Consider the following 25,317-nt stretch of genomic DNA (forward strand, 5'->3'; position numbering starts at 1 on the left):
ACGCGGCACGTGGGTGGCGCAGACCGGCTTGCACTTGCCGCAGCGCAGGCAGTCCTTGACCGAATTGGCGATCTCGCCGATGTCGCTCTGCTGCATGATCAGCGACTCGTGGCCCATCAGCCCGAAGCTGGGCGTGTAGGCATGCGACAGGTCGGCCGCGTGCACGTCGTCGCCCAGGCGCGTCAGCGCGTCGCCGCGCAGCAGCTTGCCCTTGTTGAAGCGGCCTTCCGGGTCCACGCGCTGCTTGTAGGCGGTGAAGTTGGCCAGCTCGTCGTCGGTCAGGAACTCCAGCTTGGTGATGCCGATGCCGTGTTCGCCCGAGATCACGCCATCCAGGCTGCGCGCCAGCACCATGATGCGGGCCACCGCCTCGTGCGCGGTCTGCAGCATCTCGTAGTTGTCGGAGTTGACCGGGATGTTGGTGTGCACATTGCCGTCGCCGGCATGCATGTGCAGCGCCACCCAGGTGCGGCCACGCAGCACTTCCTTGTGGATGCGCTTGCACTCGTCGAGGATCGCGCCGAAGGCCGCGCCGCTGAAGGCGTCCTGCAGCGGCTTGAAGATCTGCGTCTTCCACGAAGCGCGCAGCGAATGGTCCTGCAGCTGGTCAAAAAACGAGCGGCCGCCTTCCTGTGGCGCGTCCAGGTTCTGCATCCAGTGCGCCCACTGCGCGCGGACTTCGCGGATCAGCGCCAGCGCCTGCTGCACCCGGTCTTCCAGCAGTTCGGCGCTGGGGATTTCGCTGGCGTCGTCGGTCTTGCCCAGCGGCAGGTTGCCGGCGGCGAAGAAGTCTTCGAGCTTGTCGGCCAGCGCGATCTTGTTGCGCAGGCTGAGCTCGATGTTGATGCGCTCGATGCCCAGCGTGTATTCGCCCATGCGCTCCAGCGGAATCACCACGTCCTCGTTCACCTTGAACGCGTTGGTGTGCCTGGAGATGGCCGCGGTGCGCTTGCGGTCCAGCCAGAACTTCTTGCGCGCATCGGCACTCACCGCGACGAAGCCTTCGCCCGAGCGGCCGTTGGCCAGGCGGATGACTTCGCTGGTGGCGCGGGCCACGGCGTCCGCGTCGTCGCCGACGATGTCGCCCACCAGCACCATCTTCGGCAAGCCGCCGCGCTTGCTCTTGGTCGCGTACCCCACCGCCTTCAGGTAGCGGTCGTCCAGGTGCTCCAGGCCGGCCAGGATCGCCCCACCCGGGCGCGACATCTCGCCGAACATGAAGTCCTTGATCTCGACGATGGACGGCACGCACTGGATCGGGTTGCCGAAGAACTCCAGGCAGACGGTGCGCACATGCGCCGGCATGCGGTGCACGATCCAGCGTGCGCTGGTGATCAGGCCGTCGCAGCCCTCCTTCTGGATGCCGGGCAGGCCGGCCAGGAACTTGTCGGTGACGTCCTTGCCCAGGCCTTCCTTGCGGAAGATGCGGCCGGGAATTTCCAGCAGCTCGGTGCGGATCGGCGTCTTGCCGTCGGCCTCGAAATAACGCAGCTCGAAGCGCGCGACCGGCACGTCATGGATCTTGCCGAGGTTGTGGTCCAGGCGGATCACTTCCAGCCACTTGGCGTCCGGCGTCACCATGCGCCAGGAGGCCAGGTTGTCCAGCGCGGTGCCCCACAGCACGGCCTTCTTGCCGCCGGCGTTCATGGCCACGTTGCCACCCACGCAGGAGGCCTCGGCCGAGGTCGGGTCGACCGCAAACACATAGCCGGCGCGTTCGGCCGCATCGGCCACGCGCTGCGTGACCACGCCGGCACCGGTCCACACCGTGGCCACCGGCTGTGCCAGCCCGGGCAGCGGCACCAGCTCGACTTCGGTCATCTGTTCGAGCTTCTCGGTGTTGATGACCGCGCTCTTCCAGGTCAGCGGCACGGCACCGCCGGTGTAGCCGGTGCCACCGCCACGCGGGATGATGGTCAGCCCCAGCTCGACGCAGCTGGCCACCAGCCCGGCCATCTCGGCCTCGGTGTCCGGCGTCAGCACCACGAACGGGTATTCGACCCGCCAGTCGGTCGCGTCGGTCACGTGGGACACGCGCGACAGGCCGTCGAACTTGATGTTGTCCTTGGCCGTGTGGCGGCCCAGCAGCTTGCGGCTGCGGATGCGCAGCGCGCCGACATGGTCAAAGCGCTGCGCGAAACGGTCCACCGCCTCGCGCGCCTGCGCCAGCAGCTCGCCGACAAAGGCGTCGCGCGTCGCGTCCGCATCCGGCGTGCGGCGCTTCTCGACCTCGGTCAGCCGGTGGTGCAGGGCCGCGATCAGCTGGCCACGCCGCTTGGCGTTGTCAAGCAGATCGTCTTCCAGGTACGGGTTGCGTTGCACGACCCAGATGTCGCCCAGCACCTCGTACAGCATGCGCGCGGAGCGGCCGGTGCGGCGTTCCTCGCGCAGCCGGTTCAGCACCTCCCAGGCGCGGGCGCCCAGCAGGCGCAGCACGATTTCCCGGTCGGACAGCGAGGTGTAGTTGTATGGGATCTCGCGCAGGCGAGGGGCCGCCGCATCGGGATGATGCGCGGCAGACACGGTAGAAATTGGGAGCGGTGCGTTCATGGCGGGCAGGTATCGCGAAGCGACCGGCGGGCCGCCCCGCGCCTGGCTGGGGCACGTGGAACCGGATTATTGCAGTCCAACAGAAGCCGCAGCGGCCACACGGGCGTGGCAAACCGCCCCAGCCTTCGTCGTTTGCGCATGGCTGCTTGCCCGCCCATGGCATGCTGGCGCCCCATGCGACACCCTGCAGACCCAGCCTCCCTGCCAGTCTTCCCCCGCTGGATCGCCCACCGCGGCGCCGGCAAGCTCGCGCCGGAGAATACGCTGGCCGCCTTCCGCGACGGCCTGGCCCGCGGCTGGCGGGCCTTCGAATGCGATGTCAAGCTCTCCTTAGACGGCACCGCCTTCCTGCTGCACGACGACACGCTGGAGCGCACCAGCAACGGCCAGGGCGTGGCCGGCGAGCAGCCGTGGGCGCAACTGCAGGCGCTGGACGCCGGCAGCTGGCACAGCACGCCTTTCGCCGGCGAGCCGCTGCCCACGCTGGCCCAGGTCGCCGCGCTGCTGCAGGCCCACGGGGCCTGGCTGGACCTGGAGATCAAGCCCAGCCCCGGCACCGATCTGGCCACCGGCCGTGCCGTGGCCGCCGAGGCGGCCGAACTGTGGGCCGCGCACCCGGGCCAGTTGCTGCTCAGCTCGTTCGAGGTGCCTGCCCTGGAAGGCGCGATGCAAACCGCGCCACAGCTGCCGCGTGGCCTGCTGCTGGACGAACTCCGGGCCGGCTGGGCCGACACCGCCCGCGCGCTGGGCTGCTGCGCCGTCATCACCCACCACCGGCTGATGACGCCCGCCCTGGTCGCGCAGTTGCACGAAGCCGGCTGGGCCGCGATGGTCTACACGGTGAACGACGCGGCGCGCGCCTCCGAGCTTTTTGCCGCCGGGCTGGACAGCCTGGTGACGGATGCGGTCGACCGCTTTGACCCGAAAGATCGTCAATCCGATTGACGAATCCGGGCGCGCAATCCCTTGACTGAAGCCCGCAGGGCGCTTGCGGGCCCGGCGCAAGCTTGCGAGCATCAAGCTCATGAGGAAATGCGCATGGCGATGAAGCAAGCCTGCGCGTCGACTCAATCGCCAATGCCACGCGCTTGTTCAGGCCGGCAGCAGCCCCCGGCCGCCCTGCAACAGCCTTGCCTGCGCGGCCTTCCTTGAAGACGCCACTCAAAAAGCGTCCGTCCTCAGCCCCAGGAAGGCAACATGTCCAAGCATCAAAAGCTCCGCCTCGCATCTCCCCTGACAGCCGTGACCGCGCTGTGCGCTGCGCTCACCGCGCCGCTGGCCCAGGCGGCCACCATCGAGGTCCTGCACGCATTCGTGCCAGCCACCTGCAACCAGCCCTTGGGCAACCCGCTGCGGCAGCCAGACGGCACGCTGTATGGCACCTGCTACAGCGGCGGCGTGAATGGCTCCGGCATCGCCTACCGGCTCAACCCGGATGGCCAGTTCATCCTCCTGCACGAGTTCGACAATTCGTTTCAGTCGGAGGACGGCAAGCTGCCCATCAGCACCCTGGTGATGGCGCCGGACGGCCGGCTGTGGGGCGCCACCCACGAAGGCGGCGAGCTGGGCGTCGGAACGGTCTACTCGCTCACCACCGGCGGCACTTTCACGCTGGGTTTCAGCTTCGACACACCGACCACCGGCAGCGGCCCGGAAGGCAACCTGGCGATCGACAGCGCTGGCGTGCTCTATGGCAACAACTACGAAGGCGGCGGCGGCAAGAGCCACGGCACCGCGTACAGCTACAGCACCACCACGGGCGCGCAGACCACGCTGGCACGCTACACCACGGCGCTGGGCCCGATCAGCCCCACCAACGGCCTGACCCTGGGGCCGGACGGCATGCTTTACGGCGCCGCTGCAGACCCGCACCGGGGCGGCAATGGCGAGCTGTTCCGCATGAACCGGGACGGCAGCGGCTTCCAGCAACTGGCCTTGTTCAAGCGCACCACCTCGGGCGCACAGCCGCGCTATGGCGTCACGGTGCTGGCCGACGGCACGGTCTACGGCGTCAACACCACCGACGGCGCGGCCGGCAAGGGCGCCATCTACCGCTGGCGCAGCAGCGATGGCCTGACGGTGATGCACACCTTCACCGGCGGCACCAGCGACGCTGAACAGCCCAACAGCGTGCTGACCCAGGGCGCCGACGGCGCGCTCTACGGCACCAGCCGCTTTGGCGGCGCCAACGGCACCCGCAACGGTGGCACCGTCTACCGCATGGCACTGGACGGCAGCTTCAGCCTGGTGCGCAGCTTCAACGCCACCGATGCGGTGGGCTTCGAGCCCACCGGCGGGTTGACGCTGGGTGACGATGGCAACCTGTACGGCGTCACCAACCACTCCGCCAGCGACGAATACGCCGGCGGCGCGATCTTCCGCATCGTGCCTTGAGGACCCCCATGTCACATCAAGCATTCAAACTCGCCACCGGCCTGCTGGCCGTGCTGCTCTCAACCGCTGCCCCGGCGGCCACGCTCAGCGTGGCGCACAGCCTGGACCCAGCCCAATGCGGCCTGCCGCAGGGCTCGCTGCTGCGCACCGCAGACGGCAGCCTCTACGGCACCTGCTTCAGTGGCGGCACCAACCGCGCCGGCATCCTCTACCGGCTGGCGCCGGACGGAACCTTCAGCCTGCTGCACGAGTTCACCTACGTCAGCGCAGCCGATGCCTCCGAGCCGGGCCCCGGCCCCATGCTGGCCAGCGATGGCCGGATCTGGGGCAGCGCCACCGGCGGCGGCGGTGAAAACAGCAGCGGCGCGCTCTACAGCATTGGCACCGACGGCAGCGGCTTCCAGCTGAACGCCGTCTTCAGCGCCGATGCCACCGGCGTCTTCCCCAGCCCGCTGCTTCAGACCGCCGACGGCAGCTTCTACGGCGTCGCCAACCAGGGCGGCGGCCGGGGCGGGCGCGGCACGCTGTTCCGCTACAGCGCCGGCGCAGGCCTGGCCAAGGTCATCACCTTCCGCAGCGCGCGCGACGCGGTCTTCCCCACCGCCGGCCTGACACTGGGCGCCGACGGCCTGCTCTACGGCACCGCCAACAGCGGCATCAGCTCGGACACCGCCGGCAACGAAGGCACGCTGTTCCGCATCCGGCAAGACGGCACCGGCTACCAGCGACTAATGGGCTTCCAGCGCGCGACGCACGGTGCGTTCCCGACCGGCGAACTGCTGCTCGCAGCCGACGGCAACTTCTACGGCGTGACCACCCAGGGCGGCCCGCAGGGCGGCGGCACGGTCTACCGCTACACGCCGGCCGGCCAGTTCACGCTGCTGCATGCCTTCTCGGGCGCGGCGAACGACGGTGCCTGGCCCAACGGCGGGCTGGCACAGGGGGCGGACGGTGCGCTGTACGGCGTCACGCTGCACGGCGGCACAGGCGGCAGCGCCGACGTGGGCACCGTCTACCGCGTGGCGCTGGACGGCAGCTTCACCCAGTTGCACAGCTTCGACACCACCAGCTCCGCAGGCTACGCGCCCTACGACCGGCTCACCCCCGCGCCTGACGGCAGCCTCTACGGCGCCACCTCGCACGGCCCGGCCGGCGTCGCGGGCACGGTGTTCCGCATCGTGCCGTGACGAACGGAGGGCACCGCTTTCAGACGGTGCCCTCCTCCACCGCTTCGGTGCCGGAGACGTGCACAGCCCGCGGCAGCTCGCGCACGCTGCGGATGATGGGCAACCGCCAGGCGCCCAGCGCCAGCAGCGAGCAGCCGATGCCGGCAAAACCCAGTGACCAGCGCAGGCCCATGTGCTCGCCCAGCCAGCCCCCCAGCATCGCGCCGGGTGCGGCAGGCAGCAGGATCAGCCAGCGCATGGTGCTGGTCATGCGGCCCAGCAGCGGCTCGGGCGTGACGGCCTGGCGCAGCGAGATGAAGTTGATGAAGATCAGGATCGCGCCCACGCCGAAGCAGCTCAGCATCAGCGCGAAGCAGGCCACGCCCCAGGGCCCCACCGGTGCCACCGCCAGCAGCAGCCAGCCGGCTGCGGTGCCGGCAAAACCAGTGACCAGGCAAGGCCCCGGCCCCAGCTTCTGGCTGATGCGGTCGCCCAGCAGGCTGGCCGTCACGGTGCCCACGCCCAGGCCCACGTAGCTCAGGCCCACCGCATGCTCGCTCATGCCCAGCGTGCGCGTGGCAAACAGGATCTGCACCACGGTCGCCGCCTGATGGCACATCTGCCACAGCCCCACGCAGCTGGCCAGCGCGATCAACAGCCGCTGGCGCCAGACGAACTGCAGGCCGGCGCGCAGGTCGGCCCAGAAGCGGCCAGGCGGCGTGCTGCCGCGCTGCTCCTCAATCTTCAACCCCCGCAGGATCCACGACGAGCCGACCAGCAGCACGGCGTCCACCAGCAGGGCCACCGGCGCGCCCAGCACGCGGATCAGGGCACCGGCCACGCCCGGGCCCGCGACTTCGGCGCCGGAGCTGGCCAGCGCGTTCTTGGCATGCGCTTCGACCAGGCGCTCGCGCGGCACCACCTGGGTCAGCACGATCTGCGAGGCCGAGCCAGCCGTCGTGTGCACCAGGCCGATGAAAAACCCCACCATGTACATCCACGGCATGCCCAGCCAGCCCAGCCACCAGGCGATGGGCACGGTGGCCACCGCGGCGGCCAGCGTCAGCTCCCCTGCGATGTAGACCGGCAGCTTGCGCACCCGGTCAAGCCAGACGCCCGAGGGCAGCGAAAACAGGATGAAGGGCAGCAGCTCCATCGTCGTCAGCGTGCCCATCTGCGTGGGCGTGGCGTGCAGCAGCACCGCGGCGGTGAGCGGCAGCGCCAGCATCGTGACCTGGCCGCCCAGCGAGCTGATCAGGATCGAGGACCAGAGCCGGCGATAGATCCGGTCGCGCAGCAAGTCGTCGGGCGCGAGCCGCAAGCGCTCGCGCAAGTTGTTCCACCAGGACCGCATGGGTCGCCTCACCTGTGTTTTTGTCGGCGGGCTGTCGCAGCCGGCCACTGACCCCGCGCAGCCGGGTCACGGCCTGGCGCAAGGGCGGCCGGCGATGCTAGCAGGCCGGCCGCGCGGGCATGCCGCCGTCAAAAGGGACAGCTGCGCGGCGCGTCCGCACAGGCAGGCAGGCCTCAAGAACCCGACGTGGGGACCCGGCGTGGCGCCAACGCCTCATGCCTGCAGGCCCCCCCTAGGTTCCGTGAAATATGACACGAAACTTACGCTTAACATCCTTTCGCCTATGGACATCAGTTTCATCGCCACGGCCTGAACGGAACGCCGGGAAGTCCGGCCCGGGCCGTCCCTCATGACCCCGGAAGTGACTCAAAAATGAACAAGATCCTGTCGTTGGTTGCGGTCTGCGTGCTGGCCCTGTCGGGCACCGCCAGGGCCGCTGAATCGCCTGCCCTCACGGCCATCATTGCCCTGGAACCCACGTCGAAGAAGGACGGCATGATGCTGTCGCGCAACGGCATGGCGACCAGCCTGGGCAAGCTGGTCGGCAGCCCCATGACGGTCAGCGCCAGCGAGGACCTGGCCGACGTGATGCGCGCCACGCGCAGTGCCGGCTACGACGTCTTCGTCGCGCCACCGCAGGTCGCGGCCTCTGCGCTGCAGCATGGCTACGAGCTGGTCGGCTCGACCGATCGGGCCGAGCAGTACGTGCTGATCGGCCGCAACAGCCTGGCCTCGGCCAAGAATGCGCGCGGCGCCCGCATCTACCTGCCGCAGCAGGACTCGATCTACACCTACATGGCGCGCGGCATGCTGAACGCCAACGGCCTGTCGCTGAAGGACCTGTCCGACGTGCGCTACGAGCGCTACCCGCAGGCGGGGCTGACGGCGCTGGCCATCGGCGCCTCGGACCTGACGGTGGTGCGCCAGAGCGACTGGGACGAGTGGGCCAATGGCAACCCCGGCATGGCCAAGGTGCTGGCCACCTCGACGCCGGTGCCCGGCGGCCTGTCGGTGGTGGTGAAGAAGGAGCTGCCGCCGGAGATGCGCACCAAGATGACGGCCTGGTTTGCCAACAGCGCGCCGGCCATGGGGCTGAAGCCGGTCACCGTGCATGACAACCTGAGGGAATACAAGTCGGTAGCCGAGCTGGGCGTGTTCACGCCACTGTCGCTGCCCGGCGCGAAGCTCGTCCATGCCAATGAGGTACAGGAATTGGTGGCCCAGGGCGCCGTGCTGGTGGATGCCCGCAACGACAAGGAATACGGCGCCAAGCACATCCCCGGCGCGGTGCTGATTCCCTATGTCGAGAAAAGCCTGAAGGACATTGCCTTCGACGCCAAGCAGGACGACTTCTCCGGCCTGGCCAAGCTGGACCTCAGCAAGCCCACCATCTTCGCCTGCAACGGGCCGGAATGCTGGAAGTCGTACAAGGCCAGCCGCGCAGCGATCAGCAAGGGCATGAAGACGGTCTACTGGTTCCGCGGCGGCCTGCCGGAATGGGAAGCCAGCGGCATGACGGTCGCCCGTGAATGAAACTGGCTGAGGGCTTTGCCGCCGACCCGCCAGTGGAAGGCGATCCGGCTCACGGCGGTGCGCCACCAGAGATCACCAGGGGCGGCGCACCGAGCCTTGGTAGCGGCTCAGCAAGAAGGCCTTGACCGGTTCGGCGTGATAAGCCGCGACCAGTTGCGCCACCCACGGTGAATCCTTGTCCTGCCGGCGCACGGCCAGCACGCTGGCGTACGGGCTGCGGGCGTCTTCCAGGCCCAGGCTGTCGCGCCCCGGCTGCAAGCCACCGGCCACCGCCTCCTCTGGGCCCATGACCACCAGCGCGGCCCGGTCCAGCGCGGCAAACAGCTTTGCCGCGGGTTGCCGCTGCAGCTTCAGTGCCAGCCGGTTGCTCACCACGTCGCCCAGCGTGGCATGCAGGCCGCTGTCGTCGCGCAGCGTGATCACGCCATGGTTGTGCAACAGCAGCAAGGCCCGGCTGGTGCCGGCTGGCTCCCGCGGCAATACCAGCGTGTCGCCTTGCGTCAACTGGCGCAGGCCGCGCAAGCGACGCGAATAGAGCGCCATCGGCAAAGTCAGGGTGACGGCCACGCTGACCAGCTGCCCATGCAGCGGGTCGGTCGCAAAGGCCACGCCGTCCTGGAAGCTGACGGCGTCCAGCGCGCCGCGGGCCAGGTCGGCATTCAGCGCACGGCCTTGTTCGCGCACGTCGAGCTGCAACTGCAGGCCTTGCGGCGACAGGTCGCGCACCAGCGCCAGCACTTCGGCCTGCGGACCCGGCACGGTGCCGATGCGCAGCGGCGCAGCGGCCCACGCCGCGCCTGTCAACGACATCAGGCCAGCACCCAGGAGGAGACGGCGATCACGGTTCATGGCGCGCGCAAGACCGTGCGGAAGCCAATGTGCGCCGTCGCCAGATCGGCCTCTTGTGACTCGCGTGCCGAAGCCCGGTAGCGCACGCAGAAATCCGGCGCGCAGAGGAAGGAGCCGCCCTTGATCACCATCGAGACCGTTGGCCCCGAGGGCTTGTGCTGCGCGCCTGCCACCGCCGCCGTGTCGCCATTCATGTGCGGCCGGTGCGGGCCGCTGTAGGCGTCGCGTGTCCATTCCCAGACGTTGCCGATGGTGTCGTGCAGGCCCCAGGCATTGGCGGGATAGCAGCCGACCGGGGCCAGGCCTTCGTGGCCGTCTTCGTGCAGGTTCAGGATGGGGAAGCTGCCCTGCCAGTAGTTGGCGGTCGGCTTGCCGGTCGCGTCACGTGGCGCGTCGTCCAGCATGTCGGCTTGCTGGCCGGCCTTGGCGGCGTATTCCCACTCGGCCTCGGTCGGCAGGTCACGGCCCAGCCAGTGCGCATAGGCCAGCGCGTCGGCCTGGGTCACGAAGCTGACCGGTAACGCGTCGCGCCCGGCCTGGTCGCTGCCAGGGCCGCCAGGATGGCGCCAGTCCGCCCCGGCGACGAATTGCCACCAGGCCAACGGCCGTTGCTGCAATTGCTCAGGTGTGGGCACCGAGAACACCACGCCGCCGCCCTGGCGTTCGGCCTCGGTCACGTAGCCGGTCGCCGCGACAAAGGCCGCGAACTGGGCCACCGTGACCTCGGTCTGGTCGATCCAGAAGCCAGCCATGCGCACAGGCGCGGCCGAAGCTGGCCGCTCGTCCGGGTAACCCTTGGTGCTGCCGAACTGGAAGCGGCCCGCCGGCAGCGCCACCATGCCGGCATGCGCATCCTGGCGCCAGCCGGGCGGCAGGCCGGCGTAGGCCTTGCAGGCGGCTTCGTTGCCCAGCGTGGGCAGCGGCACGCCGCGCGCTGCGTCCGGCGGTGCCTTGTGCGCCGCCGCCGAATACCAGGACACCAGCCCTGCCATCACCAGCACGAAGCCGGCACCGGCGCGCCGCGCGCCAGCTTGTCGCCACAACATCATGCGACTCCACTCCAAAGAATCGATGGCGCTTTCAAGAAGACGCCGGGCCGCCCCAAGTCTTCTTGACCCCTCGGGGGGCCTGACGCGGAGCGGCAGGTTCGGGGGCACTCAGTAGTAGCCAGCGGGGCGCAGCGGCTCGACCGCGCCGACGTTGCCCATGTAGCCGCTCCACTGCTGGATCAGTTGGTCCAGCTGCGCCGGGTTGGTGACCGAGAGGTCCTTGTTCTCGCCGCGGTCGGTGCTCAGGTCGTAAAGCGCCCAGTGGCCGTCCAGCGGGCCGAACGGGGGCTCGGTCCACAGGGCCTTCCACTTGCCGTCGGCGCTGGTCAGGTAGGCCCGGCCGTAGGACTCGTCGCCAAAGGCCTCGGTGCGCACCGGGTCCGTGGTCTTGCCCAGCAGCACGTCGACCAGCGACTTGCCGCTCACCGGATAGACGTAGCGGTTGTCGTAGACCACCTTGCCCTTGTTCGCGTCGACACCGGTCAACACGTTGATGGCGGCGGGCGCGGGCGTGCTGGGCGGCGTGACACCGGCAGCGGCCAGGATGGTCGCGGTGATGTCGGTCACGTGGGTGAAGACGGCGCCGTTGGCCGCTGCCTTCTTTTGGCCCGGCAGGTGCACGATCAATGGCGTGCCGACGCCGCCTTCGCCCATGTAGCCCTTGGTCTGCTTGAACGGCGTGGCGCTGACCTCGGCCCAGCGCTGGCCGTATTGCAGGCGCTTGGCGGCGGCCTGGCCGTTGTCGGTGCCCAGTGTCGAATAGACCGGATCGACCGCATTCGCTTCGTCCACCGGCTTCGGGTCCAGGCTGGCCGCGTTGGCCGGGAAGCCGCCACCAGCGTTGGTGCCGATGGGCCAGCCTTCGGCGCCGTTGTCCGACTGGAAGATGATCACCGTGTTCTCGTACTGGCCGATGTCCTTCAGGTGCTGAACCAGCAGGCCGATGTTGTGGTCGAGGTTGTCGACCATGCCGGCGTAGATCTCCATGTAGCGCGCCTGGGCCTTCTTCTCGAGATCGCTCAGGCTGCTCCACTTCTTGTTGTAGTGGCCCTGGCCGTAGTCCACGTAGCCGTCGGCCACGGTGTGCACCGCGCTGATGTACTTCGCATCGGCGGTGCCGTTGTTGGCGGTGGGCGCCGAGACGGTCAGCGTTTCCGGCTCGCCAGCAAACGGCGTGAAGTCCTTGGGAATCAGGCCCAGGTCCTTCTGGCGCTGGATGCGGGCATTGCGCACCGCTTCGTAACCCGCGTCGTACTTGCCCTTGTACTTGCTGAGGTAGGGCTCGGGCACCTGCAGCGGCCAGTGTGGCGCGGTGTAGGCCGCGTAGGCGAAGAAGGGCTTGCCGTCGGCCTTGTGGGCGTCGATGTCGCTGATCAGGCGCTGGGTGTAGAAGTCGGTCGAGTAGAAGACCTCGGGCGAACCGCCGGTGCCGCCCGGCTGCCCAGGTTGCCCGGGCTGCACATAGGCGCCGTTTTCGGTGTAGTTCTTCGAACCGGCGGCTTCATGGCCAAAGTGGTTGTTGGCGGCCCCGCCGAGCAGCGCGTAGCTGCTCTCGAAACCCCATTGGTCCGGCGTCTGGCCAACGGTACCGAGGGCGACGGGCGCATCGACGTTGGCCACGTTCGAACCCAGGTGCCACTTGCCGGCCATGTAGGTGTGATAGCCCGCGTCCTTCAACAACTGCGCAACCGACAGTGCGCGGTCATTGAGGTATCCCTCATAACCTGGCAGGCCCTTTCGCTCGTCGCTGGGCGCGCCCATCGTGCCTTCGCCAACGAGGTGATGGTCGGTGCCGGAAATCAGCATCGAGCGGGTGATGGCACAGACGGTGCCGGTGTGGTGGTTGGTCAGCAGACGGCCGCTGGCGGCCAGCGCGTCGAGGTTGGGCGTTTCGATCTCGCCGCCGAAGGCGTGCACATCGGAGTAACCCAGGTCGTCGGCCATGATGAAGACGATGTTGGGCTGCTTGGGCAGGCTCAGCGTCTCGCTGTTGTCGTCATCGTCATTGCAGCCCGGCAGCACCGCCAGCGCGCCCAGAACCCCGACCATGGCCAAACCGATCATCGACCGGCGATGGGCTCCCCCAACTGCTTTTGACTTCCGCACTGAACTGACCCCATTGATTGTTTGTGGGAAAGCGAGTCTCGCGAGCGGCATGGCAATGCGGAACGAATGAATCGGCGCAAGCAAATGCGAAGCGCGATGATTGAATTCAGAGACACCGGCTTGGTGATAATCACATCCATGTCTTCGCCCGATGCCGACTTCGACCGCTTCTTCACCGAGCACATCGTCGGCCTGCCCACGCTGGTGGACATGGGGCGCAGCGCGTCGGTGCGCCAGGTCTCGGACCGCGGCGTGCGCATTGGCGCCCTGGGCGAAAAGGCGCGGCTGATCGGCTTGGCCGGGCGCACGCTGCTCAGCCGCGACCCGACGCGCGCAGTGGCCGGCCAGCCGCTGGCACTGCCCGGCCTGATCGCGCTGCGGCGCAAGGTGCTGGTCGCCGGGCTGGTAGCCTGGAGCTTGCTCATTGGCGGCACGGTCGCCGGTGCCTGCATCTGGTGGATGAAAAGCTGAGCAGCATGACAAGCGTCTTCCAGGAAAGCAGTTTCCCCAGCGGCCACGACAGCCTGGTCATCGACCCGGTGGCCATGAACATCATCAACCGCGTGGCCGAAGGCACGATGCTCAACGGCGAGCTGCTGTTCAAGGGCGGGCTGCTGCTGCAAGGCACGCTGCGCGGCAGCGGCGAGATCGCCGGCAAGCTGGTGATCTGGCACACCGGCCAGCTGCAAGGCAGGTTCCGCGTGCTGGGCGACCTGTACGTGCTGGGCCACCTGGGTGGCGTGGCCGATGAGGCCGACGCCACGACCCAGGTCGAATGCCAGGGCACGGTGCACGTGGCCAGCACCGGCATCTGCACCGGGTCGTTGAGCGCCTCGCGGCTGCGCCTCTATGACGGCGGCGTGCTGCAAGGCCCGTTCCGCACCCTCAAGCACGAACGCTCGCTGCCGGTGCTCGACACCACCGCCTGAGCCCGCCCTCCTTTCTCCTCACCCGCAGCACCACCGCATGAGTGATCCAGACGCCCTGCCCCGCCCCTCGGCCAGCGAACTGCCGCGCATCCCGCTTGGCCCCACGCTGCCCGACATGCGCGCGCTGCCTACGCTGGGCGCCGCCCAAGTGCTGCACCCGGCACCCGACAGCCGACCGGCCGGCCAGCACTCGCTGCTGGGTGCCGGCTGGGAGTTCGAAGGCCAGGCCCGCATCGCCGGTTCGTTGACGGTGGCGGGCGTCTGGCGCGGCCGGCTGGACGCGACGCCGGCGCAAGGCGAAGGCCACGTCATCATCACCGAGAGCGGCCGGCTGCAAGGCGAGCTGCAGGCGCGCAGCCTGTCGGTACTGGGCCATGCAGACGGCCTGCTCCAGGCCAGCGGCCGCGTCACGCTGCATGCCAGCGCTGTCGTCAGCGGCCAGGTGCGCTACGGCCAGTTGCAGGTCAATGGCGCGGAGCTGAATGCGCGCGTCGAGCGCCTGGTCGACCTGCCCTGAGCTGCTGAGCGCCATCGTCCACCATGTCCAACCCGAGACCCAGCGGCGAGTCCGGCCCGCCGGTCGTGTTGCGTTCGCCCGAAGCGCTGCGCCGCGCCGCGCTGGCCCGCGCCTCGCAGCACGCCGCGCCCATCGCCCGCCGCCGCATTGCCTGGCGCTGGGCCGCATTCGTGCTGCGCCGCGCGCTGCTGTGGGGCTTCGTGCCGGCCGCGGTGCTGCTCACGCTGTGGTGGAAAAACGGGGCGCACTGGCCTTGAGCGAGCGGGCCTTGCCACGTCTCGCACGCGTCGCACGCCTCGCAGGTTTCGTTTGGACGCAGCCTCTTCCAGCCCCGCGGGCACAATGCCCATGGTCAGAATCCCCGACCTTTGCAGAAGTGAGTGAGCCATGAACGGCGCAGACCAGAACCCGAACACCGCCAGCTTCACGCCCCGCCTGGTGCCGGTGGAACCGCTGAACGCGATCTCCAGCCTGATCGCCGAAGGCGCCGTCTTCGAAGGCACCTTCAGCACCACGCGCGACCTGGGCCTGCGCATCGACGGCACGCTCAAGGGCCCCATCCAGCTGCAGCAAGGCGGCACCGTGCACGTCGGCCCCACAGGCGTGGTCGAAGCCACCCAGATCGAAGCCGACCACGTGCTGATCGAGGGCGTGGTCCGCGGCACCGTCATCGCCCGCAAGACCCTTGAAATCACCGGCTCCGCCACGCTGCTCGGCGACGCGATCTACGACACCCTGCTGGACGTTCACCCGCGCGCCAAGCTGCGCGGCAAGGTGGAATACCGCGGTGAGATGGACGCGCCTGCGCCTGCCACCTATTGAACGCCAAGCTCAAGCATGATGGATTTCAAGGTGAATCGGCAAACCGCGATTTCACCTTGAAAATTCCAAGGACTGCCGACTCGATCAGCTTCGGTAATCCGCGTTGATGCTCACGTAGTCGTGCGACAGGTCGCAGGTCCAGACCGTGGTGGTCGCAGCGCCGCGCTTCAGGTCCACCCGCACCGTGATCTCGCTTTGTTTCATCACGCGCTGGCCGTCTTCCTCGCGGTAGGCGGTGTGGCGGCCGCCCTGGGTGACGACATGAACGTCGTCCAGGTGCATCTCGATCAGGCTCTGGTCCAGGTCGGTGATGCCGGCGTAGCCGACGGCCGCCAGGATGCGGCCGAGGTTGGGGTCGCTGGCGAAGAAGGCGGTCTTGACCAGCGGTGAATGGGCAATGGCGTAGGCGGCGAGCTTGCACTCGGCTTCGTCGCGGCCGCCGTCGATCTGCACCGCGATGAACTTGGTGGCGCCTTCGCCGTCGCGCACGATGGCCTGGGCCAGCAGGCGCGAGACTTCGAACACCGCCGCCTGCAGGGCCTGGCCCTCCTCGCTGCTCAGCGAGGTGATGGCGGCATGGCCGGCGCGCTGGGTGGCGATCAGCAGGAAGGAGTCGTTGGTCGAGGTGTCGCCGTCGATCGTCACGCGGTTGAAGGACTGGTCGGCTGCGGCCTTGACCAGCGGCTGCAGCAGCCCGGGCGCAATGACTGCGTCCGTCGCGACAAAGCCCAGCATGGTCGCCATGTTCGGGCGGATCATGCCGGCGCCCTTGGAGATGCCGGTGACATTGACCGTCTTGCCGCCAATGGTGAGCTGGCGCGACGCGGCCTTGGGCAGCGTGTCGGTGGTCATGATGCCTTCGGCGGCGCGGCCCCAGTGGCTGGGCTGCAGGTCGGCCAGCGCGGCCGGCAGCCCGGCTTCGATGCGTTCGACCGGCAGCGTCTCCATGATCACGCCGGTGGAAAACGGCAGCACCTGTTCGGGCGCCACGCCCATCAGCGTGGCCAGGCTGGCGCAGGTGCGGCGGGCGCGGGCCAGGCCGTCGGCGCCGGTGCCGGCGTTGGCATTGCCTGTGTTGATGACGATGGCCCGCACGGCGCTGCCAGCAGCCAGGTGCTCGCGGCAGACCTGCACCGGCGCTGCGCAGAAGCGGTTCTGCGTGAAGACGCCGGCCACCGCCGTGCCTTCTTCCAGCCGCACGACGACCAGGTCCTTGCGGTTGGCCTTTCGCACGCCGGCTTCGGCAATGCCCAGCGTGACACCGGCCACTGGCGCCAGGTCGAGAGGGTTCGGTGCTTGCAGGTTGACTGGCATGGCGCGCTCACGGTCGAAAAAGAAGGTCCGAAGACGACAAGGGCGCCATTGGGATGTTCCAAATGGCGCCCTGGCGGGGATGCGGAATTGTACGAACGTCGGTGTGACGTTTCGTGGCAGCAGCCCTGGGTGGCAGGGCTTGCAGCTGCCGGGTTCGGTCAGCTCTTCTTGCGGCCCTTGGGCGGGGGCGCAGGCGGCGCTGGTGGCGCGCTGGGCGCGGCAGAGAAAAGGCGCGCGGCGCGGCCCTTCAGCTCCAGCAGTTCGGACGGCGTGACCGAGTACTTGCGGCCGACCACGTCGACCTCGACGCGGAATTCAACTTCCTTCTTGCCGTTGGTCAGCATGCCGGAGGTGAACTCGTAGTCCTCGTCCTCGCCCGGGAAGCCCTCATACGGCGGATCGTTGTCCTCGCTGAGTTTCACGTCGCGGATCTCGCCGCTGGCCAGGTCGAGGACGCCGGTTGATTCAATCACCGACTCGGCCAATTCGTCGATGATCTTGATGGGAAGCTTGAGGTCCACGTGGCGCTCGAACAGAAATGAAACAGGGCCGGGATTGTATGGCGCGGGACAGGCCCGGCCACCATCCCGGCCCTCTTGGCGTCAGCTCTTCTTGGCTTGCGCCTTCAAGGCCTTGCTGACCAGCCCCTGGCCGGTCGGGTCCATCCAGGCCGCGCGCATCTTGCGGCCACACTGCACAGAGGCGTAGTAGGGCTGCTTCTGCGGGTCGGTGTTGTAGACGTTGGCCACGTCGTAGCGGGCGAGCACGCCGTACCACTGCTTGCTCGCGTCCACCCAGGGGTAGAAGCCGAACTTGCCTGGGCTGCTGAAGGCGCCGTCGCCCAGCGTGGGATCGTCCTCCACCCAGTGGCCCAGCGAGTAGTGCCAACGCTCGTCGCTGATGTTGTTCACGCCGCCGGGGCGACCGTTGTTGATCGGGCTGTAGTAGGCGGTGGGGCAGTCGTCGCCGTTGGTGTGGGTGCACACCGTGTGCGTGCCCAGCGCCGGGTTCATGTAGGTGTACGAACCGTTGATCAGGTTGCGCAGGAACTGGGTGTAGCCGTTGACCGACACGCCCAAGCCACCCGCCAGCTGCGGATTGACCCAGGTCAGGCCGCGCTTGGTGTTGGGCAGCAGCTTGGTCGCAGCGGTCAGGTCGGACGTGTCGTCGTCGCTGTAACCCATCGCATTGCCCAGCGCCTGCATGTGGCCGCTGTTGTAGAAGAAGTAACCGTCGTAGTTCGGCGTGTAGTCGCCGTTGGTGCCACCTGCGGCTCCCGGCTCGGACAGGCAGCTCTCCACCGTGGCGGCGGTCGAGCAGGCGTTGAAGTTGACGTAGCCGGCGCTCATCGTGAGGGCCTTGGCCATCACGTCGGTCACCTGGCCCTGCATCTGCTCGACCGCCATGCTGGCGAAGACCCACTTGGTGGCCGAGGCCACCGGAATGGTGGTGGTCGCATTGATGGTCTTCAGGCTGCCGCCGCTGCCACCCTGGCCGCTGGCCTTGAGGCTGACGCCGTCGCCAATTTCCCAGTAGAACGCGGTGAGGCTGGTGCAGGCCGGATCGGTGCTGGTCACGAGCCCGGCCGCAGCAGCCCGCTCGTCCACGGTGGCCGAGTGAGCCGCTGCAGCTGCGAACAGCGACAGCGTCGCAAATGCCACCAGATTCCAGCCAAAACGGCTGGCCATCAGGTTGGCCGTGAAGCCGCCATGATTGGCGGTCATCGTCGCCTGCTGCGCCGCGTCGGTTCGACGCTTTTCACGCGCAGGCGCGCCCATCAGACGGGCATGTCCCGCCTGGTGTCCCAACTTCGTCATTGATCAATCTCTTTCTATGCGGCCCGGTGCGAGTTTTTCGCTACCGACCCGGCATCGCCTGGGCGCTCTCGAACTTGTCCTGGCGCCCTGTCCAACGACACCCCCTGGTGGCTTGGCTGCTCTACAGCTGTCGAAGACAAACATGCAGCAACCATGCCACCAGAAATGTGACAAATTGCGGCGTTCGGCCTGCCGCAAACCCTTGCGGGCACCGCCATCGGGCGCCCATATTTGTCAGGCCAGACCGAGGCCCGGGTCAGCTCCTCAGCTGCCCTTGACCCAGGCCGCCCGGATCTTTCGGCCGCATTGCATCGAGGTGTTGTATGGCGCCTTCTTCGGATCGGCGCTGTTGACATTCACGGCGTCAGTGCGAGCCAGCACACCGTACCAAGTCTTGCTCTTGTCAATCCACGGATAAAAGCCGAAACGGCCCGGGCTGCTGAAGGCGCCATCGCCAACCGTGGGGTCGTCTTCCACCCAGTGGCCCAGCGAGTAGTGCCAGCGTTCGTCGCTGATGTCGTTCGCGCCGCCAGGACGGGACTGGTTGATCGGGCTGAAGATGGCCGTCGTGCAGTCGCTGCCGTTGGTGTGGGTGCAGGTGGCCTGCGTGCCCAGCGCCTTGGCGGTGCTGGCGTAGCTGCCATTCAGGATCTGGCGCAGGAAGCTGGCGTAGCCGGTCGCCGTGGTGGCCAGGCCGCCCGCCAGCTGCGGGTTGATGTAGCTCATGCTGTTGGACATGCCGCGCTGCGAGCGCAAGGCGCTGGCCAGCAGGCTGTTGTTGTCCGGACCCAGGCCGCGGGCATTGCCCAGCACCTGCATGTGGCCGCCGCCGTACGAGAACTTGCCGTCCTGCGCGGCAATGTGGTCGCCGTTGGTACCGCCGAAGCGGCCCGGCTCCTTCAGGCAGGAGGCGACGGTGCCGGTGTTGCTGCAGCTGTCGAAATTGTTGTAGCCGCCGCGCATGCTGAGCAGCGCCACGTCATTGGCCGACAGGCTGCCGGCGGTCTGCTCGATCACCGTGCTGGCGAACACCCACTTCGACGCAGACGCAACCGCCATCACCGTGGTCGCCGTCGGAGCCTTGTTGGTGCTGGTGACGGCGCCACCGGTGCCGTTGGCCTGCTTGCCGGCGGCGTTGCCGATCTCCCAGTAGAAGGGGGTCAGCGAGGTGCAGCTGGCATCCTTGCTGGCCACCTTGGTGGCAGCCGCCTTGCGTTGCGCCAGCGTGGGCGCAGCCGTCGTGGCGGCGGCGATTTCACTCGTGCCGCCGTCCGTGGTCTCGGCACTGGTGGCAGTGCTGCCATCAGACGGCGCCGCAGCAGCGCTTTCGTTGCCAGTCGAGCTGTCTCCACCACCGCCACAGGCGGCAAGCATCAAGGTCAAGGTCCACAGTGGTGTGGCGCGTAACACGGCATTCATCGGTCGAGTCCTCAGGAATTGCCCCGTGTTCACAGGGCTTATCCAGCTATCGACCAATGCCGCCGCTCACTTGAGAGGCGGGGACAAAAAAGCTGAGTCGGGGGGTTTCAGTCCTGCGTCGCGCTGACGCGGCGCAGGATCTGCACCCCTATCGCTGCTGCGGCACCAAGTGGCCGACCGGCAGGCTGGCGGAGGCCTGCAGCGGTTGTGGCAGTTGCACCGGGGTGCTGTGCCAGATGTCGTGGGCGTATTCGGCGATGGTGCGGTCGGACGAGAAGTAGCCCATGCCGGCGACGTTCAGCACCGCGTGGCGGGTCCATTCGTCGGCGTTGCGGTAGAGCGCGTCGACCTTGTCCTGCGAATCCACGTAGCTGCGGTAGTCGGCCAGCAGCAGGTAGTGGTCGCCCCAGTTCACCAGCGTGTCGACGATGGCCTGGTAGCGCTCCGGCTCGCCAGGACTGAAGACGCCGCTGCGCAGCAGCTCCAGCACTGCCGCCAGCTCCGGATCTTTCTCCACCCACTCGCGCGGCTGGTAGCCGCGGGCGCGCAGCATCGCCACCTCGGCCGCGGTGTGGCCGAAGATGAAGATGTGCTCCTCGCCCACGTGCTGGCGCATCTCGACGTTGGCGCCGTCCAGCGTGCCGATGGTCAGCGCGCCGTTCAGCGCGAACTTCATGTTGCCGGTGCCTGAGGCCTCGGTGCCGGCGGTGGAGATCTGCTCCGACAGGTCGGCCGCCGGGATGATGATCTCGGCCAGGCTGACGCTGTAGTTCGGCACGAACACCACCTGCAGCTTGCCCTGGGTGCGCGGGTCGTTGTTGACCACTTCGGCCACGTCGTTGATCAGGCGGATCACCAGTTTGGCCATGTGGTACGCCGAAGCGGCCTTGCCAGCGAACACGACCACGCGCGGCACCCACTGCGCATCCGGCTGGGCCAGGATGCGTCGGTAGCGGGTGATGACGTGCAGCACGTTGAGCAGCTGGCGCTTGTACTCGTGGATGCGCTTGACCTGCACGTCGAACAGCGCGTCCACGTTCAGCACCAGGCCCATCTGCTGCTGCACCAGCGCGGCCAGGCGCTGCTTGTTCTGGCGCTTCACGCGGCGGAAGGCGCCGAGGAAGCCGGGCAGTTCCAGCGCACCCTTCAGCCCTTCGAGCTGGTCCAGGTGGCGGCGCCAGCCGCGGCCGATGCGGGCGTCCAGCAGGGCCGACAGGCCGGGGTTGGCATGTGCCAGCCAGCGGCGCGGCGTGATGCCATTGGTCTTGTTGTTGAAGCGCTCCGGCCAGAGCTTGGCGAAGTCGGCGAAGATCGACTGGATCATCAGCTCCGAGTGCAGTGCCGAGACGCCGTTGACCGAGTGGCTGGTGACCACGGCCAGGTAGGCCATGCGCACGCGCCGCTCGCCGCCTTCGTCGATCAGCGACAGCCGGCGCATCAGCGCCGCGTCGGCGCCATGCTGCTCGGTCAGCTCCTGCAGGAAGCGGGCGTTGATGTCGAAGATGATGCGCAGGTGGCGGGGCAGCACGCGGCCGAACAGCTCGATCGGCCAGGTCTCCAGCGCCTCGTGCATCAGCGTGTGGTTGGTGTAGCTGAAGATGCGGCGACACAGCGCCCAGGCGGTGTCCCAGGGCTGCAGCTGCTCGTCGATCAGCACCCGCATCAGCTCCGGAATGGCCAGCACCGGATGGGTGTCGTTGAGGTGGATGCTGACCTTGTCCGGCAGCTTCTCGAAGCCGCTGTGGGTGCGCAGGTAGCGGTGCACCAGGTCCTGCACGCTGGCCGAAACGAAGAAGTATTCCTGGCGCAGGCGCAACTCGCGGCCATCCGCGGTGGAGTCGTCCGGGTACAGCACGCGCGAGACGTTTTCGCTGTGGTTCTTGGTCTCCACCGCGCCGAAGTAGTTGCCCTGGTTGAAGGCCTTCAGGTCCATCTCTTCAGTGGCCTTGGCGCTCCACAGCCGCAGCGTGTTGGTGGCGGGGGTGCCGTAGCCGGGGATGATGGTGTCGTAGGCCATCGCCAGCACGTCGTCGGTGCCGACCCAGCGCAGTACCGCCGGCCCGCCGCCCGGCGCCGGGCTTTCCTCGATGCGGCCGCCAAAGCGCACGCGGTAGACCACTTCGGGGCGCGGGAACTCCCACGGGTTGCCATGCGTGAGCCAGTAGTCCGGCGCCTCGACCTGGCGGCCGCCCTGGATGGTCTGGCGGAACATGCCGTAGTCGTAGCGGATGCCGTAGCCGAAGCCCGGCACGCCCAGCGTGGCCATCGAATCGAGAAAACAGGCGGCCAGCCGGCCCAGGCCACCGTTGCCCAAGGCGGCATCGGGCTCCAGTTCGAACAGCGCCTCCACGTCGCAGTCGAACTCCTTGAGCGCCTGGCGCAGCGTGGGCATCAATTCGAGCGCCAGCACCGCGTTGCCGAAGGTTCGGCCGATCAGGAACTCCATCGAGAAGTAGTAGACGCGCTTGACGTCCTGCGCGTACTGGGCGCGTGTGGTCTGCATCCAGCGGCCGACCAGGTGGTCGCGCACCGCGTAGGCCGCGGCATGCATCCAGTCCTCGGGCCGGGCCGAGATCGGGTCCTTGCCGACCTGGTAGATCAGCTTGTTGGCAATCAGCCGCTTGAAGGCGGCCACGTCGGTGGCCAGGTGGTCGTACTGGTGCTCGAACTGAGACAGGTCCATGGCATCCGTCGCTTTCTGATGGGGGTCGTGTGAGTCTTGGAAGTTCTGTTCGGCGGCTCGGCCGTGGGAGGATCAGCGCCAGTCACCGGCCGAGTGCTGCGCGGTACATCGCGAGGTACGCCTCTGCCGCCACGCCCCAGTCATGGCGCTGGGCCATGGCGTTGCGCTGCACCGCGCGCCAGTCGCGCGGCCGGCGGTACAGCGCCAGCGCCCGCCGCAGCGCCAGTGCCAGGCCGGCTTCGTCGAAGCTGTCGAACACCATGCCGGTGGCGCTGCCGTCGTCCAGCGCCTCCAGCGAACAGTCGGTCACCGTGTCGGCCAGCCCGCCGACGCGGCGCACCAGCGGCAAGGTGCCATAACGCAGCCCGTACAGCTGCGTCAGCCCGCAGGGTTCGAATCGAGAAGGCACCATGATCACGTCGCCGCCGGCCACCAGTTGATGCGCAAACAGCTCGTCATAGCCAATGCGCACCGCCACCGAGGCCGGCGTTTCCTCCGCCAGCTTGCGGAATGCAGCTTCCATGCCGGGGTCGCCGCTGCCCAGCATTGCAAACTGCGCGCCGCATGCCACCAGGCCGGGCACTGCCGCCTGCACCAGGTGCAGGCCCTTCTGTTCGGTGAGCCGGCTGACGACGATGAACAGCGGCGCGTCCCGCACCACCGCCAGGCCCATCGCGGCCTGCAGCGCAGCCTTGTTGAGCCCCTTGCGGCCCAGCCGGCGGACGTCGTAGGTGGCGGTGATGGCAGGGTCGTGCGCCGGGTCCCACACCGCCGGGTCCACACCGTTCAGGATGCCGTGCAGCACCGCGCTGCGGGTGCGCAACAGCCCGTCCAGACCCATGCCCTGCTCGGGCTGCTGGATCTCGCGGGCATAGGTGGGGCTGACGGTGCTGAGGTGGTCGGCGAAAAACAGCCCGGCCTTCATGAAATTCAGCCCGCCGTGGAATTCCACCCCGTCCACGCCAAAGAAACCAGGCGGCAGGCCCAGCTCTGCGAAGTGCCTGGCGTCGAAGCTGCCCTGGTAGGCCAGGTTGTGGATGGTGAAGACCGAGGCCGCCGGCGAACCCAGCGCGCGCAGGCAAGCCGGCGCCAGGCCGGCGTGCCAGTCGTGTGCATGCACCACCTCGGGCCGCCAGTACGCGTCCGCCCCCTGCGCCAGCTCGGCAGCAGCCCAGCCCAGGCGGGCAAAGCGCAGGTGGTTGTCGGCATACGGCTGCTGGTCGCCGTCGGCATACGGGCCGCCGGCACGCTGGTACAGCGCGGGTGACTCGATCACGTAGCCGGAGGTGTTGGCCGCCGGCAGCTGGCCATAGAGCAGGCGGGCTGCCGGCACCTGGCCGCGCGCCGGCAACTCGGCCACCAGTGCCGGCTCGGCCAGGCCGGCCAGCACCGCGTCGAAGCCCGGCAGCAGCACCCGGGCATCGGCACCGGCGGCCTGCAGCGCCGCCGGCAGCGCGCCGGCCACGTCGGCCAGCCCGCCCGTCTTGAGCAAGGGGAAGATTTCAGCGCAGACCTGCAGCACCCGCATCGATTGGATTCCTTAGAGTTTTCTGAGCATGTCGCGGGTGACCAGCACCACGCCGTTCGGGCTGCGGTAGAAGCGCTTGGCGTCCAGCTCGGCGTCTTCACCGACCACCAGGCCTTCGGGCAGCTTGCAGCGCCGGTCGATCACCGCGTTGCGCACGCGGCAGTGGCGGTTGATCTGCACGTCCGGCAGCACCACGCTGCGCGTGACCTGGCTGTAGGAGCGCAGCAGCACGTTGGAGAACAGCACCGAATCGATCACCGTGGCACCGGAGACGATGCAGCCGCCCGAGACCAGGCTGTCGACCGCCTGGCCGCGCCGGCCGTCTTCCTGGTTGTGCACGAACTTGGCCGGCGGCAGCTGCTCCTGGTAGGTCCAGATCGGCCAGTCACGGTCGTACATGTTCAGCTCGGGCGTGGTCGAGGCCAGGTCCAGGTTGGCGGCCCAGTAGGCGTCCACGGTGCCCACGTCGCGCCAGTACGGGCGCGAGTACGGCGGGTTGGCAATCGCCGACATCGAAAACGGATGCGCCAGCGCCTGGCCTTCGGCCACCGCGCGCGGGATCAGTTCCTTGCCGAAGTCGTGGCTGGAGTCCGGGTCCTGCGCGTCTTCCTCCAGCAGGCGGAACAGGTAGTCCGCGCTGAAGATGTAGATGCCCATGCTGGCCAGCGAGCGGCCGGGCTGGCCGGGCAGCGTGGGCGGCACGGCCGGCTTTTCGACAAACGCGGTGACATGGCGCTGCTCGTTGACCGCCATCACGCCAAAGCCGGTGGCCTCTTCGCAGGAGACCTCGATGCAGCCCACCGTCACGCCGCGGCCGTTGGCCACATGGTCGGCCAGCATGATGGAGTAGTCCATCTTGTAGACATGGTCCCCGGCCAGCACCACCACGTATTCGGGCGGCGTGGAGTTGCGGATGATGTCCAGGTTCTGCCAGATCGCATCGGCCGTGCCGCGGTACCAATGCTCCTCGTTGGTCCGCTGCTGGGCGGGCAGCAGGTCGATGAATTCACCCATCTCGTTGCGCATGAAGCTCCAGCCGCGCTGCAGGTGGCGCAGCAGCGAGTGCGACTTGTACTGCGTGATCACGCCGATGCGGCGCAGCCCGGAGTTCAGGCAGTTCGACAGCGCGAAGTCGATGATGCGGAACTTGCCGCCGAAGTGCACCGCGGGCTTGGCGCGGTTGTCGGTCAGGTTCATCAGGCGCGAGCCACGCCCGCCGGCCAGCACCAGCGCAAGCGTGCGACGCGCCAGCCAGCGGCTGTTCGCACTGCGGTTCAGGTCCATCAC

The 25,317-nt window shown here is 68.2% G+C and carries 21 protein-coding genes; 9 read left to right on the forward strand and 12 right to left on the reverse strand.

Annotated elements, in window-relative coordinates; all coding sequences use genetic code 11:
* On the reverse strand, positions 1 to 2,550 hold a 2,550-nt coding region (locus ACAH41_RS16340), incomplete at its 3' end, for a DUF3683 domain-containing protein (protein ID WP_370538374.1).
* Positions 2,551 to 2,724: 174 nt separating this feature from the next.
* Here ACAH41_RS16340 and ugpQ point away from each other — a divergent pair.
* From ugpQ to ACAH41_RS16355, 3 genes are all read left to right on the forward strand, one after another.
* Complete coding sequence (gene ugpQ, locus ACAH41_RS16345; RefSeq protein WP_325654811.1) at positions 2,725 to 3,495, forward strand: glycerophosphodiester phosphodiesterase; 771 nt, start codon at positions 2,725 to 2,727, stop codon at positions 3,493 to 3,495.
* Positions 3,496 to 3,747: 252 nt separating this feature from the next.
* Positions 3,748 to 4,944 carry a choice-of-anchor tandem repeat GloVer-containing protein gene (locus tag ACAH41_RS16350; RefSeq protein ID WP_325654812.1) on the forward strand — a complete coding sequence of 399 codons (1,197 nt, stop codon included), beginning with the start codon at positions 3,748 to 3,750 and terminating at the stop codon, positions 4,942 to 4,944.
* Positions 4,945 to 4,952: 8 nt separating this feature from the next.
* Positions 4,953 to 6,131, forward strand: coding sequence for a choice-of-anchor tandem repeat GloVer-containing protein (locus ACAH41_RS16355; protein ID WP_325654814.1), 1,179 nt, complete (start codon positions 4,953 to 4,955; stop codon positions 6,129 to 6,131).
* A gap of 19 nt (positions 6,132 to 6,150) precedes the next feature.
* Here the strand turns inward: ACAH41_RS16355 and ACAH41_RS16360 are convergent, their stop codons facing one another.
* Positions 6,151 to 7,464, reverse strand: a complete 1,314-nt coding sequence (locus ACAH41_RS16360; protein WP_325654816.1) for an MFS transporter — start codon at positions 7,462 to 7,464, stop codon at positions 6,151 to 6,153.
* Positions 7,465 to 7,836: 372 nt separating this feature from the next.
* On the opposite strand from ACAH41_RS16360, the gene ACAH41_RS16365 reads away from it, so the two are divergent.
* Complete coding sequence (locus tag ACAH41_RS16365) at positions 7,837 to 8,997, forward strand: rhodanese-like domain-containing protein (RefSeq protein WP_325654818.1); 1,161 nt, start codon at positions 7,837 to 7,839, stop codon at positions 8,995 to 8,997.
* Positions 8,998 to 9,069: 72 nt separating this feature from the next.
* Here the strand turns inward: ACAH41_RS16365 and ACAH41_RS16370 are convergent, their stop codons facing one another.
* The 3 genes from ACAH41_RS16370 to ACAH41_RS16380 all read right to left on the reverse strand — a co-directional run bounded on the left by ACAH41_RS16370 (position 9,070) and on the right by ACAH41_RS16380 (position 12,944).
* The gene (locus ACAH41_RS16370; RefSeq protein ID WP_325654820.1) at positions 9,070 to 9,807 is read right to left on the reverse strand and encodes a MetQ/NlpA family ABC transporter substrate-binding protein; all 738 of its coding nucleotides are present in this window, start codon (positions 9,805 to 9,807) and stop codon (positions 9,070 to 9,072) included.
* A 35-nt stretch (positions 9,808 to 9,842) separates the two neighbouring features.
* Complete coding sequence (locus tag ACAH41_RS16375; protein ID WP_370538375.1) at positions 9,843 to 10,895, reverse strand: SUMF1/EgtB/PvdO family nonheme iron enzyme; 1,053 nt, start codon at positions 10,893 to 10,895, stop codon at positions 9,843 to 9,845.
* 108 nt (positions 10,896 to 11,003) lie between these two features.
* A complete protein-coding gene (locus tag ACAH41_RS16380; protein ID WP_325654822.1) occupies positions 11,004 to 12,944 on the reverse strand; it encodes an arylsulfatase in 1,941 nt (646 codons plus the stop codon).
* A 195-nt stretch (positions 12,945 to 13,139) separates the two neighbouring features.
* Between ACAH41_RS16380 and ACAH41_RS16385 the strand changes: the two genes are divergently transcribed.
* From ACAH41_RS16385 to ACAH41_RS16405, 5 genes are all read left to right on the forward strand, one after another.
* Positions 13,140 to 13,472, forward strand: coding sequence for a hypothetical protein (locus tag ACAH41_RS16385; protein ID WP_325654824.1), 333 nt, complete (start codon positions 13,140 to 13,142; stop codon positions 13,470 to 13,472).
* A 5-nt stretch (positions 13,473 to 13,477) separates the two neighbouring features.
* Positions 13,478 to 13,930, forward strand: coding sequence for a polymer-forming cytoskeletal protein (locus ACAH41_RS16390; protein ID WP_325654826.1), 453 nt, complete (start codon positions 13,478 to 13,480; stop codon positions 13,928 to 13,930).
* Positions 13,931 to 13,967: 37 nt separating this feature from the next.
* Positions 13,968 to 14,447: a polymer-forming cytoskeletal protein gene (locus ACAH41_RS16395; protein WP_325654827.1), complete on the forward strand. Its 480-nt coding sequence runs from the start codon at positions 13,968 to 13,970 to the stop codon at positions 14,445 to 14,447.
* 23 nt (positions 14,448 to 14,470) lie between these two features.
* Entirely contained in the window at positions 14,471 to 14,704 is a 234-nt protein-coding gene (locus tag ACAH41_RS16400; protein WP_325654829.1) for a hypothetical protein, read from the forward strand.
* Between the two features lie 130 nt (positions 14,705 to 14,834).
* Entirely contained in the window at positions 14,835 to 15,269 is a 435-nt protein-coding gene (locus ACAH41_RS16405) for a polymer-forming cytoskeletal protein (protein WP_325654831.1), read from the forward strand.
* Between the two features lie 84 nt (positions 15,270 to 15,353).
* Here ACAH41_RS16405 and argJ read toward each other — a convergent pair whose 3' ends face one another.
* From argJ to glgC, 7 genes are all read right to left on the reverse strand, one after another.
* Positions 15,354 to 16,583, reverse strand: coding sequence for a bifunctional glutamate N-acetyltransferase/amino-acid acetyltransferase ArgJ (gene argJ / locus ACAH41_RS16410; protein WP_325654833.1), 1,230 nt, complete (start codon positions 16,581 to 16,583; stop codon positions 15,354 to 15,356).
* Positions 16,584 to 16,741: 158 nt separating this feature from the next.
* Positions 16,742 to 17,104, reverse strand: a complete 363-nt coding sequence (locus ACAH41_RS16415; protein WP_325654835.1) for a hypothetical protein — start codon at positions 17,102 to 17,104, stop codon at positions 16,742 to 16,744.
* Between the two features lie 81 nt (positions 17,105 to 17,185).
* Positions 17,186 to 18,307, reverse strand: coding sequence for a hypothetical protein (locus tag ACAH41_RS16420; RefSeq protein ID WP_325654837.1), 1,122 nt, complete (start codon positions 18,305 to 18,307; stop codon positions 17,186 to 17,188).
* Positions 18,308 to 18,664: 357 nt separating this feature from the next.
* Positions 18,665 to 19,819: a hypothetical protein gene (locus tag ACAH41_RS16425; RefSeq protein ID WP_325654839.1), complete on the reverse strand. Its 1,155-nt coding sequence runs from the start codon at positions 19,817 to 19,819 to the stop codon at positions 18,665 to 18,667.
* Positions 19,820 to 19,967: 148 nt separating this feature from the next.
* Positions 19,968 to 22,502, reverse strand: a complete 2,535-nt coding sequence (locus ACAH41_RS16430) for a glycogen/starch/alpha-glucan phosphorylase (RefSeq protein ID WP_325654841.1) — start codon at positions 22,500 to 22,502, stop codon at positions 19,968 to 19,970.
* Between the two features lie 82 nt (positions 22,503 to 22,584).
* Positions 22,585 to 24,030, reverse strand: coding sequence for a glycogen synthase GlgA (gene glgA, locus ACAH41_RS16435; RefSeq protein WP_325654843.1), 1,446 nt, complete (start codon positions 24,028 to 24,030; stop codon positions 22,585 to 22,587).
* Between the two features lie 12 nt (positions 24,031 to 24,042).
* Complete coding sequence (glgC, locus tag ACAH41_RS16440; protein WP_325654845.1) at positions 24,043 to 25,314, reverse strand: glucose-1-phosphate adenylyltransferase; 1,272 nt, start codon at positions 25,312 to 25,314, stop codon at positions 24,043 to 24,045.
* Between the last annotated feature and the right edge of the window lie 3 nt (positions 25,315 to 25,317).

It is taken from the genome of Ideonella sp., assembly GCF_041287625.1.
Classification (GTDB): Bacteria; Pseudomonadota; Gammaproteobacteria; order Burkholderiales; family Burkholderiaceae_C; genus Ideonella.

Bases quoted from the DNA above. Each gene is read 5' to 3' on its own strand.
- ugpQ (WP_325654811.1), top strand. From the start codon at position 2,725: ATGCGACACCCTGCAGACCCAGCCTCCCTGCCAGTCTTCCCCCGCTGG.
- ACAH41_RS16350 (WP_325654812.1), top strand. From the start codon at position 3,748: ATGTCCAAGCATCAAAAGCTCCGCCTCGCATCTCCCCTGACAGCCGTG.
- ACAH41_RS16355 (WP_325654814.1), top strand. From the start codon at position 4,953: ATGTCACATCAAGCATTCAAACTCGCCACCGGCCTGCTGGCCGTGCTG.
- ACAH41_RS16360 (WP_325654816.1), bottom strand. From the start codon at position 7,464: ATGCGGTCCTGGTGGAACAACTTGCGCGAGCGCTTGCGGCTCGCGCCC.
- ACAH41_RS16365 (WP_325654818.1), top strand. From the start codon at position 7,837: ATGAACAAGATCCTGTCGTTGGTTGCGGTCTGCGTGCTGGCCCTGTCG.
- ACAH41_RS16370 (WP_325654820.1), bottom strand. From the start codon at position 9,807: ATGTCGTTGACAGGCGCGGCGTGGGCCGCTGCGCCGCTGCGCATCGGC.
- ACAH41_RS16375 (WP_370538375.1), bottom strand. From the start codon at position 10,895: ATGATGTTGTGGCGACAAGCTGGCGCGCGGCGCGCCGGTGCCGGCTTC.
- ACAH41_RS16380 (WP_325654822.1), bottom strand. From the start codon at position 12,944: ATGGTCGGGGTTCTGGGCGCGCTGGCGGTGCTGCCGGGCTGCAATGAC.
- ACAH41_RS16385 (WP_325654824.1), top strand. From the start codon at position 13,140: ATGTCTTCGCCCGATGCCGACTTCGACCGCTTCTTCACCGAGCACATC.
- ACAH41_RS16390 (WP_325654826.1), top strand. From the start codon at position 13,478: ATGACAAGCGTCTTCCAGGAAAGCAGTTTCCCCAGCGGCCACGACAGC.
- ACAH41_RS16395 (WP_325654827.1), top strand. From the start codon at position 13,968: ATGAGTGATCCAGACGCCCTGCCCCGCCCCTCGGCCAGCGAACTGCCG.
- ACAH41_RS16400 (WP_325654829.1), top strand. From the start codon at position 14,471: ATGTCCAACCCGAGACCCAGCGGCGAGTCCGGCCCGCCGGTCGTGTTG.
- ACAH41_RS16405 (WP_325654831.1), top strand. From the start codon at position 14,835: ATGAACGGCGCAGACCAGAACCCGAACACCGCCAGCTTCACGCCCCGC.
- argJ (WP_325654833.1), bottom strand. From the start codon at position 16,583: ATGCCAGTCAACCTGCAAGCACCGAACCCTCTCGACCTGGCGCCAGTG.
- ACAH41_RS16420 (WP_325654837.1), bottom strand. From the start codon at position 18,307: ATGACCGCCAATCATGGCGGCTTCACGGCCAACCTGATGGCCAGCCGT.
- ACAH41_RS16425 (WP_325654839.1), bottom strand. From the start codon at position 19,819: ATGAATGCCGTGTTACGCGCCACACCACTGTGGACCTTGACCTTGATG.
- ACAH41_RS16430 (WP_325654841.1), bottom strand. From the start codon at position 22,502: ATGGACCTGTCTCAGTTCGAGCACCAGTACGACCACCTGGCCACCGAC.
- glgA (WP_325654843.1), bottom strand. From the start codon at position 24,030: ATGCGGGTGCTGCAGGTCTGCGCTGAAATCTTCCCCTTGCTCAAGACG.
- glgC (WP_325654845.1), bottom strand. From the start codon at position 25,314: ATGGACCTGAACCGCAGTGCGAACAGCCGCTGGCTGGCGCGTCGCACG.